The organism is Leifsonia sp. Y862 (assembly GCF_057669585.1).
Window position 1 is genome coordinate 1,829,841 of sequence record NZ_JBYHFR010000001.1, and the last position, 17,770, is coordinate 1,847,610.

General features: G+C 63.7%; 16 protein-coding genes. 7 read left to right on the forward strand and 9 right to left on the reverse strand.

Going from position 1 to position 17,770, the window contains the following annotated elements:
* The first annotated feature begins 25 nt into the window (after nucleotides 1-25).
* Entirely contained in the window at nucleotides 26-271 is a 246-nt protein-coding gene (locus tag AC25Z0_RS08640) for a hypothetical protein (protein ID WP_488132908.1), read from the forward strand.
* Between the two features lie 56 nt (nucleotides 272-327).
* Here the strand turns inward: AC25Z0_RS08640 and guaA are convergent, their stop codons facing one another.
* Genes guaA through AC25Z0_RS08665 form a run of 5 tightly spaced genes read right to left on the reverse strand, consistent with a single transcriptional unit; the run spans nucleotide 328 to nucleotide 5,215 of the window.
* A complete protein-coding gene (guaA, locus tag AC25Z0_RS08645; RefSeq protein ID WP_488120641.1) occupies nucleotides 328-1,932 on the reverse strand; it encodes a glutamine-hydrolyzing GMP synthase in 1,605 nt (534 codons plus the stop codon).
* A 6-nt stretch (nucleotides 1,933-1,938) separates the two neighbouring features.
* Nucleotides 1,939-2,391, reverse strand: coding sequence for a DUF3817 domain-containing protein (locus tag AC25Z0_RS08650; RefSeq protein WP_488132909.1), 453 nt, complete (start codon nucleotides 2,389-2,391; stop codon nucleotides 1,939-1,941).
* Nucleotides 2,392-2,400: 9 nt separating this feature from the next.
* Entirely contained in the window at nucleotides 2,401-3,192 is a 792-nt protein-coding gene (locus tag AC25Z0_RS08655; RefSeq protein ID WP_488132910.1) for an SURF1 family protein, read from the reverse strand.
* A gap of 5 nt (nucleotides 3,193-3,197) precedes the next feature.
* Nucleotides 3,198-4,685: a cation:proton antiporter gene (locus AC25Z0_RS08660; protein WP_488132911.1), complete on the reverse strand. Its 1,488-nt coding sequence runs from the start codon at nucleotides 4,683-4,685 to the stop codon at nucleotides 3,198-3,200.
* Nucleotides 4,686-4,687: 2 nt separating this feature from the next.
* Complete coding sequence (locus AC25Z0_RS08665) at nucleotides 4,688-5,215, reverse strand: cation:proton antiporter regulatory subunit (protein ID WP_488120638.1); 528 nt, start codon at nucleotides 5,213-5,215, stop codon at nucleotides 4,688-4,690.
* A 159-nt stretch (nucleotides 5,216-5,374) separates the two neighbouring features.
* Between AC25Z0_RS08665 and AC25Z0_RS08670 the strand changes: the two genes are divergently transcribed.
* Complete coding sequence (locus AC25Z0_RS08670) at nucleotides 5,375-5,950, forward strand: HhH-GPD-type base excision DNA repair protein (protein ID WP_488120637.1); 576 nt, start codon at nucleotides 5,375-5,377, stop codon at nucleotides 5,948-5,950.
* 29 nt (nucleotides 5,951-5,979) lie between these two features.
* Here AC25Z0_RS08670 and AC25Z0_RS08675 read toward each other — a convergent pair whose 3' ends face one another.
* Both AC25Z0_RS08675 and AC25Z0_RS08680 read right to left on the reverse strand, forming a co-directional pair.
* Nucleotides 5,980-7,710, reverse strand: coding sequence for a glycerol-3-phosphate dehydrogenase/oxidase (locus AC25Z0_RS08675; protein WP_488120636.1), 1,731 nt, complete (start codon nucleotides 7,708-7,710; stop codon nucleotides 5,980-5,982).
* 41 nt (nucleotides 7,711-7,751) lie between these two features.
* Nucleotides 7,752-8,870 carry a GuaB3 family IMP dehydrogenase-related protein gene (locus AC25Z0_RS08680; RefSeq protein ID WP_488120898.1) on the reverse strand — a complete coding sequence of 373 codons (1,119 nt, stop codon included), beginning with the start codon at nucleotides 8,868-8,870 and terminating at the stop codon, nucleotides 7,752-7,754.
* 80 nt (nucleotides 8,871-8,950) lie between these two features.
* Here AC25Z0_RS08680 and AC25Z0_RS08685 point away from each other — a divergent pair, with 80 nt between their 5' ends.
* Entirely contained in the window at nucleotides 8,951-10,093 is a 1,143-nt protein-coding gene (locus AC25Z0_RS08685) for a MalY/PatB family protein (protein WP_488120635.1), read from the forward strand.
* A 66-nt stretch (nucleotides 10,094-10,159) separates the two neighbouring features.
* Here AC25Z0_RS08685 and guaB read toward each other — a convergent pair whose 3' ends face one another.
* Nucleotides 10,160-11,662: an IMP dehydrogenase gene (guaB, locus tag AC25Z0_RS08690; RefSeq protein WP_488120634.1), complete on the reverse strand. Its 1,503-nt coding sequence runs from the start codon at nucleotides 11,660-11,662 to the stop codon at nucleotides 10,160-10,162.
* A 454-nt stretch (nucleotides 11,663-12,116) separates the two neighbouring features.
* On the opposite strand from guaB, the gene AC25Z0_RS08695 reads away from it, so the two are divergent.
* From AC25Z0_RS08695 to AC25Z0_RS08710, 4 genes are read left to right on the forward strand one after another with little or no spacing between them, the layout of a single operon-like run.
* Nucleotides 12,117-13,337 (forward strand): branched-chain amino acid ABC transporter permease, encoded by a 1,221-nt coding sequence (locus tag AC25Z0_RS08695; RefSeq protein WP_488120897.1) that lies wholly within the window; start codon nucleotides 12,117-12,119, stop codon nucleotides 13,335-13,337.
* Nucleotides 13,338-13,348: 11 nt separating this feature from the next.
* Nucleotides 13,349-14,329, forward strand: a complete 981-nt coding sequence (locus AC25Z0_RS08700) for a branched-chain amino acid ABC transporter permease (RefSeq protein WP_488120633.1) — start codon at nucleotides 13,349-13,351, stop codon at nucleotides 14,327-14,329.
* A gap of 4 nt (nucleotides 14,330-14,333) precedes the next feature.
* On the forward strand, nucleotides 14,334-15,233 hold the full coding sequence (locus AC25Z0_RS08705) for an ABC transporter ATP-binding protein (protein ID WP_488120896.1): 900 nt from the start codon (nucleotides 14,334-14,336) through the stop codon (nucleotides 15,231-15,233).
* A complete protein-coding gene (locus tag AC25Z0_RS08710) occupies nucleotides 15,220-15,987 on the forward strand; it encodes an ABC transporter ATP-binding protein (RefSeq protein WP_488132912.1) in 768 nt (255 codons plus the stop codon). Before AC25Z0_RS08705 ends, AC25Z0_RS08710 begins: the two co-directional genes overlap by 14 nt.
* A gap of 424 nt (nucleotides 15,988-16,411) precedes the next feature.
* Here AC25Z0_RS08710 and AC25Z0_RS08715 read toward each other — a convergent pair whose 3' ends face one another.
* Nucleotides 16,412-17,710, reverse strand: coding sequence for an ABC transporter substrate-binding protein (locus tag AC25Z0_RS08715; protein ID WP_488132913.1), 1,299 nt, complete (start codon nucleotides 17,708-17,710; stop codon nucleotides 16,412-16,414).
* Nucleotides 17,711-17,770 lie beyond the last annotated feature (60 nt).

The following is a 17,770-nucleotide window of genomic DNA, read 5'->3' on the forward strand; positions in this document are numbered from 1 at the left end:
CGCGAGGCCGCGGCCATTGCCCCGCATGGTATTCCTGCGACGCATGAAGGAACAGCCGCAGCCAACCGCGCTCAACGCACTCATTGCGCTCAACGTGACCCACGCACCCAACTCTCCGCGCGCCCAGCTCTCCGCGCAGAGCTCATCGCGAAGCGGTGGCGTCGCCATCCGCGGGGTGCCGAGTTATGACGAAGAAGGCCGGGCCACGTGCCTGCAGTTCGTAACCCGATCTGCAAACCGGTGTGGCCCGGCCTTCTTCGTCATTGTCTGAGCTGAGGAGCGGATGACGACGCCACCGCTCCCCCGCGGAGAGCTAAAAGCCCTCCACTACTCCCATTCGATAGTTCCCGGCGGCTTCGACGTGACGTCGAGCACGACGCGGTTGACCCCATCGACCTCATTGGTGATGCGGTTCGAGATCTTCGCCAGCACGTCGTACGGCAGGCGGGTCCAGTCGGCGGTCATCGCGTCTTCAGACGAGACAGGGCGCAGCACGATCGGGTGACCGTATGTACGGCCGTCGCCCTGAACGCCCACCGAGCGAACGTCGGCCAGCAGCACGACGGGGCACTGCCAGATCTCGCGGTCGAGACCGGCGTTTGTCAGCTCTTCGCGAGCAATGGCATCCGCTTTACGCAGCAGGTCGAGACGTTCCTGGGTGACCTCGCCGACGATGCGGATTCCGAGGCCTGGGCCGGGGAACGGCTGGCGCTGCACGATGACGTCTGGCAGGCCGAGTTCAGAACCGATAGCGCGAACCTCGTCCTTGAACAGGGTGCGCAGCGGCTCGACGAGCTCGAACTGCAGGTCTTCTGGAAGACCGCCAACGTTGTGGTGGCTCTTGATGTTCGCGGTGCCGCTTCCGCCACCCGATTCGACGACATCCGGGTACAGGGTGCCCTGCACGAGGAAGCGGATCGGGTCGCCGTCTGCCGCTGATTCCGCGATGAGGTCGGCTTGGGCCTTCTCGAAGCTGCGAATGAACTCGCGGCCGATGATCTTGCGCTTCTGCTCCGGGTCGCTGACTCCGGCGAGGGCTGTGATGAACTGCTCACGGGCATCGACGGTGACGAGGCGCACACCGGTTGCCTTGACGTAGTCTTCCTCAACCTGGCGGCGCTCATCCTGGCGGAGCAGACCGTGGTCGACGAAGACGCAGACGAGCTGGTCGCCGACGGCCTTGTGCACGAGGGCTGCGGCCACGGCGGAGTCGACTCCACCGGACAGGCCACAGATGACCTTGCCGGTGCCGACCTGTGCCTGGATGCGAGCTACCTGCTCTGCGATGACGTTGCCGCTGTTCCAGTCTGCCGGGATGCCGGCGGCGCGGTGCAGGAAGTTCTCGAGAACGTGCTGGCCGTGCTCTGAGTGCTTCACCTCTGGGTGCCACTGCACGCCGTAGAGGCGACGCTCGTCGTTGGCGAACGCTGCGACGGGGGTCGATGCGGTCGAGGCCAGAACGGTGAAGCCTTCAGGAGCCTTCGACACGGAGTCGCCGTGGCTCATCCACACCGTCTGGTCGCTCGGCTGGTCGGCCAGGAGGGCGTTGCCACCATCCGTGACGGTGACCGGTGTCGAGCCGTACTCGCGAGCGCCGGTGTGCGCGACTTCGCCGCCGAGCGCCGTTGCCATCACCTGGAAGCCGTAGCAAATGCCAAGAATCGGCACGTCGAGGTCGAAGATCGCCGGGTCGAACGTTGGCGCACCTTCTGCGTACACGCTGGAGGGGCCGCCACTCAGCACGATGCCGATCGGGTTCTTCGCGCGGACCTCCGCTGCGGTCACCGAATGCGGCACGATCTCTGAATAAACGGATGCCTCGCGCACGCGCCGTGCGATCAGCTGCGCGTACTGCGCGCCGAAGTCAACGACCAGCACGGGGCGCTGGGTTGTCGACGGCTCGCTCGGCTGCGGGCTTGTCTGCTCGCTCATTACTTGTTATGCCTCCACATTTGTTGCCGTGACTCCGGCATTGGTAGCGATGCGCTCTCGTGCGGCCAGGTAAGCAGTGACATCCTTGGCGACCTTCACTTCAACGAAGAACGACAGGGTGGGCACGATACCGCCGAGAGCGATCAGGATAAAACGAGAGAATGGCCAGCGCATCAAGCTCCACAGGTGGAAGTCACTGAAGAGGTAGAGCACGTAGAACCAACCGTGGGCCATCAGGATGCCGGTGCTGAGGTTGACCGCGGTGACGGTGTCGTTCGGGACCAGGGCCAGGAAGCCGTTCGGGCCGCCGAGTTCGAGTTCGTAGCCGAATGCGTACTTGGCAATCATTTCGGCGCAGAGCAGCAGCAACATGACACCGGTGATGATGGACGAAACTTTGTACAGCTTGAGCGCGCCAGGAATCCTCAGAAGGTCGGCGGGCTTTGGTTCGAGAGGCATTAGTCCAGTTTACGTGCCGGGTGGAGGAGGTGTGCCCTCGCCTGCTGCCAGGGCGGCGGCCTCGGCTTCCTCTTCTTCACGTTCCAGCGCGTCCTTCACGAGTCGATACCAGAGGAACACGGCAAAACCGGCGAAAACTGCCCATTCGACGGCGTAGAAAATATTCAGCCAGTTCACGGATAGTTCCTTCTCCGGAGCCGGAGAATGCACGGTTTCGAGCCCTGCTGGGGCCGTCGAGTCGAGCACGTAGCCGAAGTACACCGACTGGTCGGTGAAGTCGGTCCACAGGTTGATGAGCGCGGCCACAGACACGGTCGTCATGATGAACGGATCGCCACCCTTTTCGGGCAGCACTGGCGCGTTGCTCGACAGGAATCGGCCGGTGACCGTGACGGATGCCCCATCCTGGTCAGACTTTGCCAGTGCGTCCGCTGCCGCCAGGGCCTTCTCCTCCGTGGCGGCCCAGCCGCGCACGATCGGGATGTTCACGTCGTCGTCCGTTACGAAGCGGCTGACGACCCACCAGCCGATTGCATCGTCCTGGTGCGCCTCTGCGACGAGCTGCTCGTCTCCGGCGATGTAGTGACCGGAGAGCGTCACGATCTGGGCTTCTGCCGCGATGGGCGTCGGACCGTCAGGTTGCACCAGGTCGGTCAGCGGCTGCACCTCTTCTGTCGCGCGCTCTTCCACCTGGATCGACGCCATCGCTCGCTCAAGTTGCCACTGACCGAGCAGCGCGAAAGCTGCGGCGATCGCGAGGGCAAGGAGAAGAGCGCCCACCCAGCGTGGGCGCAACATCATTTTGATCACGAGTAGTCCGTTGTCCGTTCGTCTCGCTTCGGCTTGTCGCCTGCGAGTTTGTCTGTGATGAACTCAGCCATCGGGTCTGTCTTGGGGGCTGATGCGCTCGGTGACGGCGCATCGCTTGGGGGTATACGAGCTGCTGGCGTACGAGCTGCTGGCGTGCGTGCTGCGGCAGAGCCGTCGCCGGTCTGGCTCTTGGCCTGTTCGACCACGCGCGCTACCGCCCGCTCTGTCGAATCCTTGCCGCGCGAGTTGCCCACGGCTTCGACGAGGGCGATTTCTTCCTCGCGCATGCGATCACGGGTCGGCGGCGTCGGCGGTCGACGCTTCCCGCCACGGAACAGGGCACCGATTTTTTCGGAGTTCGAGGCGAACAGCGGCCCGAGCACGGCCATCAGCAGCACGTAGAGGCCGGCGAACGGTTGCAGCAGATGGTTGAGTCCAGCTCCCACCGAGAGCGTGGCGAGAATCAGCGTGAACTCCCCCCGATTCACCAGGATGGCTGCGGCGTTGATGGCTTCTGGCGGGCCCATCTTGTGCAGGCCGGCCAACAGCGCCCCCGACACCAGATTCAGCGCAAAGGTCATGACGACGGCGATCAGCACCACACCGATGACGGAACCGAATTCGTCGATGTGCAGGGCCAGTCCGAAGTTCAGGAAGAAGAAGGCCGCGAAGACGTCGCGCAGTGGCACAGCGACGCGTTCGATCTTTGCCCGGTAGCTGCTCGCGCCGAGCACGACGCCGATGAGGAACGCGCCGATGGCATCCGTCACCCCGATGATCTCTCCGATGCCGGCGAAGAGCACCGCGAGGCCGAAGAAGAGGATGGTGAACAGCTCGTCGTCCTTGGTGCGCACCAGTCGCGACACCACTTTCCCGCCCCACCTCGCCAGGGAGAACATGACGACGAGGAAGAGGAATGCGATGGTGAGTTGCAGCACGATCGGCCACACCTCGGTCTCGCCGCTCAGCACGACGGAGACGATGGAGAGGTAGATGGCGATGAAGATGTCGCCGACGACCGTGACGCCGAGGATCATCGGCGTCTCTTTGTTGGCCAGCCTGCGCAACTCAATGAGGAGTTTGGTGATGATGGCGCTCGACGATGTGCCGGTCATACCGGCAATGACCAGGGCTTCTCTTGTTCCCCAGCCGACCATCATGCCGAACGCGAAGCCAAGTCCCATGTTCAGCAGCACGTAGGTGCCGCCCGATATCAGGAGTTTTCCGGCGTTATTGAAGAACTCTTCCTGGTCGAACTCGAGGCCAAGGCTGAAGAGGAGCAGGATCAGGCCGAACACAGCGATGAGTTCGATGTCCGCCGCGTGGAAGTCGAGCGGGAACCAGCCGGTGTACGGGCTCGCAAGCAATCCAACGACCATGTAGATCGGGATCGACGGCAACCCGACGAGTTTGCCGAGGCGTCCTAGGACATAGGCGACAACCAGGAGGACGCCGAGGGTGATGAGGTCTTCGCCGAGGTGCATACTCAGCCCCCTGGCGGAGCGTCGACGGACTTCGCTTTGACTTCACCTTTACGGAAGAACGCGAAGGCCTTCGCAACTTTTTCGGGCGACCCTGCGACGACAAGGGTGTCACCAGGGAACACCTTGAAGTCGGCGGCGGGCGCGGGGCTTGCGGACTCGCCACGAACGACGGCCACCACGGTGAGACCGGCGATGCCGCGCTCAGCTGGGTTGCCAAGCGGCTGCCCGGCAATGTGGTCGTCGTAGTCGACGGTGAACCAGTCGATGGACAAGCCGGGGATCTGGTCGAGCGCGGTCAGCGACTCGGTGATCTGGGTTCCGCCGAGCAGCTCGGCGAGCGTGTGCGCCTCGTCCTCGCTGAGGCGCAATGACACCTTGCTGGCGTCAGGTCCGCCCTCGTCATCCGCGAATGTAATGAGATCGCTGTGACCGGAACGGTGGGCGATAACGCCGACCTTGCCCCCGTCATCCGTCACGAAGGTGTGCAGCACACCTACGCCGGGAAGTTTGACCCGCCGAACGTCAACCATGGTTTGGGCTCCTGGGGGCTAGAGGGTGGTTCACCCATTGTATCCGAGGGTTTTTGTGTCATCGCCCAGTGCCGGGCCGTGCTCCAGCGGCGTCGCTGGCGAGTGCTCCGGCAGGCGCGGCCCCTGTGCGTCGCTGCCGATCGCTGCGAAGATGAAGCCATGACTGGAAACCTGCATATCACCGGAGACGCCGCTGCTGACCAGCTGCTGTCGACCGATCCGCTTGCACTGCTGATCGGCATGCTCCTCGACCAGCAGATCGCAATGGAGACCGCATTCTCCGGCCCGCTGAAGATCAAGGAGCGGCTGGGATCCCTCGACGCAGCCACCATCGCACACCAGGACGCCGATGCGTTCGCCGAGCTCTTCCGCCAGCCGCCTGCTGTGCACCGCTACCCCGCCAGCATGGCCGGACGCGTGCAGGCCCTGTGCCAGGCGATCGTCGATGACTGGGACGGCGACGCATCCGCTCTCTGGACCCGCGACGAGCCGAACGGCGCAGAGGTGTTCAAGCGCCTGAAAGCGTTGCCGGGGTTCGGCGACCAGAAGGCCAAAATCTTCGTGGCCCTGCTCGGCAAACAGTATGGCTTCACGGGCAGCGGATGGCAGGACGCCGCAGGGGCATACGGGGAGACCGGCAGCCACCGGTCAGTAGCCGACATCGTCGACCCTGAATCGCTGGCCACTGTGCGCGAAACGAAGAAGGCAATGAAGGCCGCAGCCAAGGCCAAGTGAGCCCTGGATAGCGACTGCAGGTACCGGTCCTAAGACTGCGTGACGATGTCCGGGGCCTCCAGGCGAACCCGATCAGCGGATGCGTCATCAGGCTGCTCCTGCGATCCACGCTCCGCCGCAACCCGTTTCAGGTAGACCGCCACTTCGCGTTCTTCCCGCTCCTTGTCCCAGCCGAGTGCTTCAGCCATGAGCCTGGCGGCAACGGGGGCAGCCGAGACACCGCGGTCCCAGGCCTCGATGGAGATGCGCGTGCGCCTGGCCAGCGCATCCTCTAGGTGCAGGGCGCCCTCGTGCGTGGCCGCGTACACGATTTCCGCGCCCACGTAGTCGTCGGCGCCCGGCAGCGGATCCGCCAGGGACGGGTCGTCCCGAATCAGATCAAGGATCTCATCCGTCAGCGTGCCGTAGCGGTTGAGCAGGTGTTCGACGCGGGCCGGGTGCAGTCCGAACGCGCGAGCAATCTTGCCGCGCTTGTTCCACGCCGCCTGGTAACCCTCTGCGCCAAGCAACGGAATCGTCTCCGTCGTCGACTCCGGGATCTTCCCGTCGAGCGCGTCGACAGCAGCGTCGATCGCGTCCTTCGCCATCACCCGGTATGTGGTCCACTTGCCGCCGGCGATGACGACGAGCCCAGGCACAGAATGCCCGACCAGGTGCTCTCGCGACAGCTTCGACGTCTGGTCTGACTCGCCGGCCAGCAGCGGTCGAAGCCCGGCGTACACGCCTTCAACGTCTTCGCGGGTCAGCGGCACCGTGAGCACAGAGTTCACGTGTTCGAGCAGGTAGTCGATATCGGCAGCCGTGGCCGCCGGATGCGCCTTGTCGAGGTGCCAGTCAGTGTCTGTGGTGCCGATCAGCCAGTGCCGACCCCACGGAATCACGAACAGCACGCTCTTCTCGGTGCGAAGCAGCAACCCCATGGCCGACTGGAACCTGTCACGCGGCACCACGAGGTGGATGCCCTTCGACGCACGCACCTTGAACGTGCCGCGTTCGCCGACCATCCGCTGGGTGTCGTCCGTCCAGACGCCGGTGGCGTTGACGACCTGCTTGGCGCGAACCTCGAACCGTTCGCCGGTCTGCAGGTCATGCGCCTGCACGCCGACCACCCGCTCGCCGACCTTGATAAAGCCCTCGACGCGCACCCGGCTCATGGCGTGGGCGCCATAGAACGAAGCGGTTCGCACCAGCGACGCCACAAAGCGCGCATCGTCGACCTGGGCGTCGTAGTAGGTGATGCCGCCGACCAGCGCATCGTTGGACAGGCTCGGCATGAGCCGCTGCACCTGTCGCTTCGACAGGTGGCGGTGGTGCGGCACCCCTGGGGAGCGCCCGCCCGTGTAGCTGAAGATGTCGTAGAGCAGCATGCCAGCGCCCACGTAGACCCGTTCTGTAACCCGCTTCTTCAGCGGGTACAGGAAGCGCACGGGCTTCACGAGGTGCGGCGCGAGCACCTGCAACAGCAGTCCGCGTTCAATCAGCGCTTCACGCACCAGCCGAAAGTCGAGCTGTTCCAGGTAGCGGATGCCGCCATGCACCAATTTGGATGACCGGCTCGACGTGCCGGATGCCCAGTCCCGCGCTTCCAGGATTCCGACGCTCAATCCACGCGTGACAGCATCCATGGCTGCGCCGGCACCGACGATGCCACCACCAACCACCAGGATGTCCAGCTCTTTTTCCTTGAGCCTGGCCAGCGCGGCCTCGCGCTCTTCAGGCCCCAGTTTTGCCGACCGTGTCACCGAATTAAGCGTGCCCATGCTGACTCCCATCCTGAAAGGTGGTGGTACTTACATCGACGCTAGTTCACTTGGTACGGCGCTACAACTACTTCGACGCGCTGGAATTCCTTCAGGTCTGAGTAACCGGTCGTCGCCATCGACCGACGGAGCGCGCCGACCAGGTTGGCGGTGCCGTCTGCGACGGGGGCGGGGCCGTACAGGATCTCTTCAAGCGGGGCAACGCTGCCGACCTCGACGCGCTTGCCACGGGGCAGCTGCGAGTGGTGCGCCTCAGCACCCCAGTGGTATCCGCCGCCTGGAGCATCCGTTGCGCGCGCCAGCGTCGATCCGAGCATCACGGCGTCTGCACCGCAGGCGATGGCCTTGACGATGTCGCCCGACGTTCCGAGGCCGCCGTCGGCGATGACGTGTACGTAACGTCCGCCCGACTCGTCCATGTAGTCGCGACGAGCGCCGGCGACATCCGCTACGGCCGTGGCCATGGGAGCGTGGATACCGAGGGTGGCGCGTGTGGTGGATGCGGCTCCCCCGCCGAAACCGACGAGAACGCCGGCGGCACCGGTGCGCATCAGGTGCAGGGCAGCGGTGTATGTGGATGCGCCGCCGACGATGACGGGAACGTCGAGTTCGTAGATGAACTTCTTGAGGTTCAGCGGTTCCTGGGTCTTCGAGACGTGCTCGGCAGAAACGGTGGTGCCACGGATGACGAAGAGGTCGACACCGGCGGCGACGACGGTCTCGTACAGTTCCTGGGTGCGCTGCGGGGAGAGTGCTCCGGCAACGGTGACGCCTGCGGCACGAATCTCGGCCAGGCGCTGGGTGACGAGTTCAGGCTTGATCGGCTCTGAGTAGATCTCCTGCATGCGCGCTGTCGCCTTGTTGGCTGGCAGCGTACGAATCTCCGCGAGGAGGCTTTCGGGGTTCTCGTACCGGGTCCAGAGGCCCTCGAGGTCGAGAACGCCAAGTCCGCCGAGCTGGCCCATCATGATCGCCGTCTGCGGGGACACCACGGAATCCATGGGAGCCGCAATGAAGGGGATATCGAACTGGTAGGCGTCAATCCCCCAGCTGACCGATACATCTTCTGGGTCTCTGGTTCGACGACTGGGAACAATCGCAATGTCATCGAAGGCGTACACACGACGAGCGCGCTTGGAGCGGCCGATTTCAATCTCCATACTCACCCGTCCATTCTAGGTGCCACAGCCAGCCCATTCCGCCCCTCGACCGCGCCGGGCGATTGCGGCATCCTGATGCTATGGATGTCACCGCCGATCCCCTCCTGTTGCTCCGCGAACGCACCAGCCTGAAATGGCGGAACTACGACACTGACGTCCTTCCACTGTTCGTCGCCGAAATGGACTATCCGCTCGCCCCGGTGATCGGCGACGCGCTCATTGCCGCGGTGCGCCGGAGTGATACCGGATACGTGGCGCCAGACAATCCGCTCGCCGAGGCGTTCGCGGGCTTTGCGCTCCGGCGCTGGGGATGGTCCGTCGATCCCGGCCACGTGACCAGTACAACGGATGTCAGTGTGGCGATCGTCGAGACAATCCGCCGGGTGATCTCCCCCGGCGACGGCGTCGTCATCAACCCTCCGGTCTACCCGCCGTTCTTTGACCTGATTCCAGAGGCGGGCGGGACCATTGTCGAGGTACCGCTGTTGGACGGCCTCGGCGGCTGGGCACTCGACCTCGGAGGACTTGAGCGCGCGTTCGCCGCTGGCGCCCGCACCTATCTGTTGTGCAATCCGCACAACCCCATCGGGCATCCGCACACCGTCGAAGACCTGGTTGCGGTTGCCGACCTGGCCGCACGGTACGGCGTCACCGTTATCAGCGATGAGGTGCACGGGCCACTCACGCACTCCGATGGCATATTCACGCCCTTCCTCACGGTGTCGCCTGAGGCCACTGAACACGGCATCTGCCTGACGTCGGCGAGCAAGGCCTGGAACCTGGCGGGGTTGAAGTGCGCGCTCATGGTCACCGCTTCCTCACAGATGCGCGCCGTGGTGGCCGGGATGCCGGACGAGGTGGAGTGGCGAACGAGCCAGTTCGGTCTTATCGCCAGCGTTGCCGCGTACACAGAGGGCGAACCGTGGCTGGATGGGGTGATCGCGGCCATCGAGACCAACAGAAATCTGCTGTCACAGCTTCTCGCCCTGCAGCTGCCGGGCGTCGAGCACACGCCGCCGCGCGCCAGCTATCTGGCCTGGCTCGACTTCCGCGTGCTCGGCTGGGGCGACGACCCTGCAGCCGTCGCCCTGGAGCGGGCGAAGGTCGCACTGCACTCAGGGCCCATGTTCGGCAGGCAGGGAGCAGGCTTCGCGCGCTTGAACTTCGCCTGTTCGACGGACGTTCTCACCGAGGCTGTGTCACGGCTGGCCGCAGTGGTTTAGCGGTGGCTTAAACGAAACGGGGTGGAATCGCCCAGCGATTCCACCCCGTCAGTATCGGCGTATTGACTACCTGCGGTAGTTGGGCGCCTCAACTACGATCTGCACGTCGTGCGGGTGCGATTCCTTCAGCCCGGCCGGTGTGATCCGAACGAACTTACCCTTGTTCTTCAGTTCTTCGATGGTGCGAGCGCCCACGTAGAACATCGACTGGCGGAGTCCGCCGATCAGCTGGTACGCGACAGCGGAGACCGGTCCGCGGTACGGAACCTGGCCTTCGATGCCCTCTGGAATCAGCTTGTCGTCGGTGGGAACGTCCGACTGGAAGTAGCGGTCCTTCGAGTACGAGGTCTTGTTGCCGCGGGTCTGCAGCGCGCCAAGCGAGCCCATGCCGCGGTACGCCTTGAACTGCTTGCCGTTCACGAAGACGAGTTCGCCGGGGCTTTCGTCTGTTCCTGCCAGCAGCGAACCGAGCATGACGGTGTCTGCACCGGCGACGAGCGCCTTGGCGATGTCACCGGAGTACTGCAGTCCGCCATCGGCGATGACCGGGATGCCGGCCTCGCGTGCCGCAAGCGACGCCTGGTAGACGGCGGTGATCTGCGGAACGCCCACACCGGCGACGATGCGCGTGGTGCAGATGGAACCGGGTCCGACGCCGACCTTGATTGCGTCTGCGCCGGCCTCAATGAGGGCCTGGGCGCCCGAACGGGTCGCAACGTTTCCACCGATCACGTCAACACCGGCGAATGCAGGGTCTGACTTGAGCTTGCGGATGATGTCGAGCACACCGGCACTGTCGCCGTTGGCGGTGTCGACGACGAGCACGTCGACTCCGGCGTCGAGCAATGAGGAGGCGCGCTGCCACGCATCACCGAAGAAACCGATGGCTGCTCCGACGCGCAGGCGTCCGCCGTCATCCTTCGTGGCGTTCGGGAACTCCTCTGACTTGTCGAAGTCCTTCACCGTGATGAGGCCGGTCAGCTTGCCCGACTCGTCGATCAGCGGCAGCTTCTCGATTTTGTGCTTGGCGAAGATCGCCACAGCATCGAGCGGCGCCATGCCGACCTTGCCGGTGATCAGCGGTGAGGTGGTCATGACCTCGCGCACCAGGGTGGTGTGCTTCTTCGTGTCAGAGACGAAGCGCATGTCACGGTTGGTGATGATGCCGACCAGGATTCCCTTGGAATCAACGACCGGAAGCCCGCTGATGCGGAACTGGCCGCACAGGGCGTCCACTTCGGCGACAGTGGCGTCGGGAGTCGTCGTGACGGGGTTGGTGATCATGCCCGACTCATTGCGCTTGACGAGGTCGACCTGCTCGGCCTGGTCATCAATCGACAGGTTGCGGTGCAGGATGCCGAGGCCGCCTTCACGCGCCATGGCGATCGCCATGCGCGTTTCGGTCACGGTATCCATGGCACTGGAGAGCAGGGGCGTAGCCACATTGATCCGTCGCGTAAGTCGCGACGTGGTCTCCGCCTCGCTCGGGATGACGTCCGTGTGTCCTGGAAGGAGCAAGACGTCGTCGTAGGTGAGCCCGGTGAAACCGAACGGATCTGGCTGATCCATGTGTCCCCTTTGCATATGCGCATTAAGTGTGGTGTGTGCCGGCCCATGGAGCAGAGCCGGTCCTTCAATGTTAAGCGAAATAACGGGCAGAACATTCCGCCTCAGACCAATCGATACATCCCATCGAAACGTCGGCGGCGTGCAGCGTAAATCGCCGTGAAACCGCTCTCTGGCGCAACTGATTTGACAGTTCACGGCCCCCGCCACATATTCCGCTTATGTCACGATGTGAGCAGGCCGGTATCTTCCTGTACTCACCGCCGAAACATTTGCGACATAATCGGCACGTACTGTCAACATCGATGTCGGCAGGTGATACCCGGGGCCCGCTCGGAAGTGTTCATGCGGGCGCCCCCATGGAGGTGCGGTGAAGTTCATTCATACGGCTCGCAGATTCTCGCCCAGAGCAGTTGTGCTGCTTCTGGGTGTTCTGTTCGCAGCCCTGACCCTGTCCATGCTCTCCGTCGCTCCGGCACACGCCGATTCGATCGGTACAGACGAATACGACTATCTCATCGCGGGAAACGTCCAGTTCGACGGCGACCCCATCGATGGCGTGCTCATCACCGTGACCGACGGCGACTTCAAGTCTGAGGTGAAAACCGGCGACGATGGCAAGTGGGCGGTTGGCGTCCCTGAGAAGGCCACATACACGGTGACCCTCGACGAGGACACCCTGCCGGACGGTGTTGTTGTGGCCAAGGGCGGCAGCAGCATCGAAGCTGAGTTCGGCCTCACCAAGACGAAGTCGGTGAACTTCTTTCTCGGAGAAGGCGTCAGAACTACTGTCAGCTTCTTCGACCAGTTCCTCAACCGCCTGGTCAACGGCCTGAACTTCGGCCTCCTGCTCGCGCTGGCTGCCATCGGCCTGTCGCTGATCTTCGGCACCACAGGACTCAGCAACTTCGCGCACGCCGAGATGATCACCTTCGGCGCACTGATGGCGTTGACGTTCAGCGTCAACATCGGTTGGCCGATCTGGCTGGCGATCATCATGGCCATCATCCTGAGCGGCGTGCTGGGCTGGGGCATGGATGCCGCATTGTGGCGGCCCCTTCGGAAGAGGGGCGTGGGTTTGATCCCGCTGATGATCGTGAGCATCGGCCTCTCGCTGGCGCTGCGCTATCTGTTCCAGTTCTACTACGGTGGCGCAACGCAGCAGCTGCCAGGGTCGGGACTCGCCGACCTGCAGCTAGGCCCTGTCAGGCTCTCGCCGATCGACATCGCGAGCATGGCCATCAGCATCGTCGTTCTGCTCGCCGTCTCCTACTTCCTGTTGCGCACCCGCATCGGCAAGGCGACTCGTGCGGTGTCCGACAACCCGAGTCTGGCCTCAGCCAGTGGAATCGACGTAGACCGTGTCATCCGCATCGTCTGGATTCTCGGCGGTTCGCTTGCCGGCCTGAGCGGCGTGCTCTGGGCGTACTTCCGCCCAGGCGTCAGCTGGGACATGGGCTTCCAGATCCTGCTGCTGGTGTTCGCCGCGACAACACTTGGCGGGCTCGGCACGGCATTCGGCGCCCTGATCGGATCGATCATCGTTGGCCTCTTCGTTGAGCTGTCGACGCTGTGGCTTCCCTCCGACCTGAAGTACGTCGGCGCACTTGTCGTCTTGATCCTGGTCCTGCTGCTTCGGCCGCAGGGAATCCTGGGTCGCAAAGAGAGAATTGGCTAGAGGGGCATCCGATGGACTGGGGAGCAATTTTCAACAACGCGGCCGTCGAGCTGATCAGCCCGACCACCGCGGCTTACGCCCTTGCCGCACTGGGGCTCGCCGTGCACTTCGGGTACACCGGACTGCTGAACTTCGGCCAGGCCGGGTTCATGGCACTCGGTGCATATGGCTACGCCATCTCGATTCTCACGTTTGGTTTCCCCGTGTGGGGAGCCGTGCTTGTGGGCATCGGGGCATCCGTCATCTTTGCCTTGATTCTCGGCATTCCGACGCTTCGGTTGCGGGCTGACTATCTCGCGATCGTCACGATTGCCGCCGCAGAGATCGTGCGGTTGCTGTTCACGACGAACACCTTCATTGCGGTCACTGGTTCGGCCAACGGCCTGAGCGGCTACAAGGGCGGGTTCGCGGCGCTGAACCCGATTCCGGAAGGCACGTACGGATTCGGACCGTTCACGTTCAATGCCTACGACCTGTGGCTGCGGATTGTGGCCTGGACCATCGTCGTCCTGGCCTGCCTGTTCACGTGGCAGCTGATGCGCAGCCCGTGGGGCCGCGTGATCAAGGGAATTCGTGAAGACGAGGACGCCGTCAGGGCCCTCGGTAAGAACGTCTACTCATACAAGATGCAGTCGCTCATTCTCGGTGGCGTCTTCGGCACCATCGCGGGAATGATCTTCATCCTGCCCCGCGCCGTTGTGCCGTCGAACTACCAGACGTCGCTGACCTTCTTCGTCTACGCGATCCTGCTCCTCGGTGGGGCTGCAACGATCCTGGGGCCCGTCATCGGGTCGATGATCTTCTGGGTGTTGCTGTCATTCTTCTCCGGCTTCATCGCCAGGGCCGTCGAGGCCGGCTGGTTGCCGTTCATGTCGAGCATCCAGGCTGGCCAGTTGCGCTTCATCCTGGTTGGAGTCGCGATCATGTTGATCGTGGTGTTCAGGCCGCAAGGCATCTTCGGAAACAAGAAGGAGTTGGCCTTTGTCAAGTGACACGATTCCCACGCAAAAGCCGGTCAAGTCTGTCGACCTGCACATCGGCGAGGCCGTCCCCGGCTGCAAGAAGCGCGACCCCATCGTCGTAGCCGACAACGTGAGTCGCACCTTCGGCGGATTGAAGGCGGTGGATGTCGCCCACCTCGAAATCCCGCGCGGCGCGATCACCGCGTTGATCGGTCCGAACGGTGCCGGCAAGACCACGCTGTTCAACCTGCTCACCGGCTTCGACAAGCCCGATACCGGCACCTGGGACTTCGAAGGGCGTCCGCTACACGGCGTCCCAGCCTACAAGGTGGCCCGCATGGGTCAGATCCGTACCTTCCAGCTGACCAAGGCACTCGGCCTGCTCACTGTCATGGACAACATGCTGCTTGGGGCGAAGGCGCAGATCGGCGAGAACTTCTTCCGGGCAATACTTCCGTTCCTGTGGCGTCAGCAGGAGGCCGCAAACAGGGAGAAGGCCATAGAGCTCCTCGCCCGGTTCAAGCTCGACACCAAGAAGGACGACTATGCAGCCAGCCTCTCCGGCGGCCAGCGCAAGCTCCTCGAAATGGCCAGGGCGCTCATGAGCGACCCGACGCTCGTGATGCTCGATGAGCCGATGGCCGGCGTGAACCCGGCGCTCACGCAGTCGCTGCTCGATCACATCCTGAATTTGAAGGCCCAGGGAATGAGCGTGCTGTTCGTTGAGCACGACATGCACATGGTCCGTCACATCGCTGACTGGGTCGTCGTCATGGCCGAGGGACGTGTCGTCGCAGAGGGCGACCCGCACACGGTCATGCAGAACCCGGCCGTGATCGATGCCTACCTCGGGCAGCACCACGATGAAGACCTCGGCACAGACGAGCCAGAGCACGTTGAAGCGATTAAGGAGCTGCTCGATGACACTCTCTAACCCGGTGATCACCGACGCCCCCGTGGAGACGCGCGTGCCTGTCGTCGACGTGCAGGCCATCACTGCCGGGTACCTGCCCGGCGTGAACATCCTGAATGACTGTTCCCTCACGGCATACGACGGTGAACTGATCGGCATCATCGGCCCGAACGGCGCCGGCAAGTCGACGCTGCTGAAGTCGATCTTCGGCCAGGTCAAGGTGCGCGAAGGCGACATCATGCTCCGCGGCGAGAAGATCACGAACCTGAAGGCCAACAAGCTCGTGGCCAAGGGTGTCGGATTCGTGCCGCAGACGAACAACGTGTTCCCCACCCTGACCATCCAGGAGAACCTGGAAATGGGAATGTTCCAGAAGCCGAAGGGCCTGGCGGAACGACTGGAGTTCGTGACCGAGATCTTCCCAGAGCTCAGCAAGCGCCTCGGCCAGCGGGCAGGGTCACTCTCTGGCGGTGAACGCCAGATGGTCGCGATGTCCCGTGCACTAATGATGGGTCCGCACGTGCTGCTGCTCGATGAGCCGTCTGCCGGACTCTCCCCCGTGCGCCAGGACGAGGCTTTCCTGCGCGTCAAGGAGATCAACAAGGCCGGCGTCACCACGATCATGGTCGAGCAGAACGCCAGGCGCTGCCTGCAGATCTGTGACCGTGGCTACGTACTCGACCAGGGTACGGACGCCTACACGGGTACCGGCCGCGAACTGCTGCGGGACCCCAAGGTCATCGGCCTCTACCTCGGTACCCTCGGCCAGGACTAACCACCGCCACCATCGTCATCCGTTGCCCCGCGCTCGCCCAGAGCGCGGGGCAACGCTTCTGTGTGCCCGCTGCGCTCTCCCACGTCGAACGAGCGACGTCCTCCGGCGTCCACAGCCGTCCATCGCTCCCCCACGTGGAACGGCAGACACATCCTGGCGCGCGATAGAGCGCAGGCCAGAGGCGTTGTAGCGCCCGTTGACGGCCACGATGGCCATTCGCCCAAGAGACCCTCGCTGGGTCTCGAGACGGCCGTGAACGGCCTCCTCGACCAACGGCGAGCGCCACGGGTACGCGAGCGGGAGCACGCTGTCGCCTCCCCCCGCACACGCCTCCCCCCGCACACGCCTCTCCCCACACACGACTCTCCCCACACACGACGAAAGGCCCCGGCCGAAGCCGGGGCCTTCCTACACGCGTCGCTGCCTAGTTGATGCGGCTGTACGTGTTGTCTTCGTTGAACTGGAAGATACCGATCGTTGCTTCGGTCGGGTCGCCGTTCTCGTCGAACGTGATCGGGCCGGAGTAACCGTCGTAGTCGATCTGCTCGCCCTTCTTCAGCAAGTCAACTGCTGCTGCGAAGTCGGTGACCTTGGTGCCTTCACCGGTTCCGCCGGAGACCTGGCGGAGGTACTTGCCGATAGACACACCGTCGGTGTCGTTCCCGGCGTATGCAGCGAGCGCGATGAGGATGACGGCGTCGTACGACTCAGCTGCGTAGCTGAAGTCTGTGAGCGTCGGGTCGATGGCCAGCAGGCGTTCAGTGAAGTCACCGAGCGTTGCGGTGTCGAGGCCGGGCAGCGTGCCCTTCGAGCCGGCGATGAGGCCAGCGGGGAAGTCAGCGCTGTAGTCGGCCAGGTTTCCGTCGACGAAGTAGAGCTTGTCGCCGGCGAATCCGGATCCGACCAGGGCCGGGGTGATGACCTTGGCCTGGTCGAACGTGATCAGTGCGATCGCGTCGGGGTTGGCCGCCGTCACTTCGGAGATCTGCGATGCGAAGTTGGAGTCACCTTCGTTGAAGAGCGACTGAGCGACAACCTTGCCGCCGGCGCCTTCAAATGCTGCGGTAACGGACTCGGCGAGGCCGGTTCCGTAGGAGTCGTTCAGCACGATGAGGCCGAGGGTGGAGTTTCCGTCTTCAGCGATCAGGTTACCGAGTACTTCACCCTGCAACACGTCGGAGGGAGCCGTACGCCAGAACAGGCCGTTGTCGGGGTAGTCGGTGAAGTCTGCCGAGGTGTTGGCCGGCGAGAACTGCACGACGCCGGCACCGGTGATGGTGTCGATGACGGTCTTGGAGACGCCGGACGATGCTGCTCCGACAATCGCCGAAACCTTCTGCGACAGCAGGTCGGTGACCGAGACAGTTGCTGTGTCTGTGGTGGTGTCACCGGAGTCACGCAGGATGGCTTCGATGTCGATGCCGAGGCCTGCCTCGTTGATTTCCTGAACGGCCAGGTTGACACCGGCTTCTTCGGGCGGGCCGAGGAACGCGAGAGCGCCACTCTGGGGAAGAATCGTGCCGATCTTCAGTGCGAGATCGCGGTCGCCGGCTGTGATCGGCTGCGCGTCACCGCTCGCGGCGGGCGAAGCGGTCTCGCCGGGTGTCTCGGCCGTGCTGTTGCTGCATCCAGTGAGCAGGAGTGCGCTGACGCCGACCATGGCGATACCAGTGACTACTGCCCGTACTGAGCGGGAGGCCGAGGCCTTCGCGAATACGCTCATGTTGCTCCTTGGGGCTAGGGATACTAAAGAGAACACAGCAGCCAACTAGCTACCGTCCTG

What these genes read in the sequence shown, in the direction of transcription:
- AC25Z0_RS08640 (WP_488132908.1), top strand. Translation starts at nt 26, where the DNA reads ATGGTATTCCTGCGACGCATGAAGGAACAGCCGCAGCCAACCGCGCTC.
- guaA (WP_488120641.1), bottom strand. Translation starts at nt 1,932, where the DNA reads ATGAGCGAGCAGACAAGCCCGCAGCCGAGCGAGCCGTCGACAACCCAG.
- AC25Z0_RS08650 (WP_488132909.1), bottom strand. Translation starts at nt 2,391, where the DNA reads ATGCCTCTCGAACCAAAGCCCGCCGACCTTCTGAGGATTCCTGGCGCG.
- AC25Z0_RS08655 (WP_488132910.1), bottom strand. Translation starts at nt 3,192, where the DNA reads ATGATGTTGCGCCCACGCTGGGTGGGCGCTCTTCTCCTTGCCCTCGCG.
- AC25Z0_RS08660 (WP_488132911.1), bottom strand. Translation starts at nt 4,685, where the DNA reads ATGCACCTCGGCGAAGACCTCATCACCCTCGGCGTCCTCCTGGTTGTC.
- AC25Z0_RS08665 (WP_488120638.1), bottom strand. Translation starts at nt 5,215, where the DNA reads ATGGTTGACGTTCGGCGGGTCAAACTTCCCGGCGTAGGTGTGCTGCAC.
- AC25Z0_RS08670 (WP_488120637.1), top strand. Translation starts at nt 5,375, where the DNA reads ATGACTGGAAACCTGCATATCACCGGAGACGCCGCTGCTGACCAGCTG.
- AC25Z0_RS08675 (WP_488120636.1), bottom strand. Translation starts at nt 7,710, where the DNA reads ATGGGCACGCTTAATTCGGTGACACGGTCGGCAAAACTGGGGCCTGAA.
- AC25Z0_RS08680 (WP_488120898.1), bottom strand. Translation starts at nt 8,870, where the DNA reads ATGGAGATTGAAATCGGCCGCTCCAAGCGCGCTCGTCGTGTGTACGCC.
- AC25Z0_RS08685 (WP_488120635.1), top strand. Translation starts at nt 8,951, where the DNA reads ATGGATGTCACCGCCGATCCCCTCCTGTTGCTCCGCGAACGCACCAGC.
- guaB (WP_488120634.1), bottom strand. Translation starts at nt 11,662, where the DNA reads ATGGATCAGCCAGATCCGTTCGGTTTCACCGGGCTCACCTACGACGAC.
- AC25Z0_RS08695 (WP_488120897.1), top strand. Translation starts at nt 12,117, where the DNA reads ATGCTCTCCGTCGCTCCGGCACACGCCGATTCGATCGGTACAGACGAA.
- AC25Z0_RS08700 (WP_488120633.1), top strand. Translation starts at nt 13,349, where the DNA reads ATGGACTGGGGAGCAATTTTCAACAACGCGGCCGTCGAGCTGATCAGC.
- AC25Z0_RS08710 (WP_488132912.1), top strand. Translation starts at nt 15,220, where the DNA reads ATGACACTCTCTAACCCGGTGATCACCGACGCCCCCGTGGAGACGCGC.
- AC25Z0_RS08715 (WP_488132913.1), bottom strand. Translation starts at nt 17,710, where the DNA reads ATGAGCGTATTCGCGAAGGCCTCGGCCTCCCGCTCAGTACGGGCAGTA.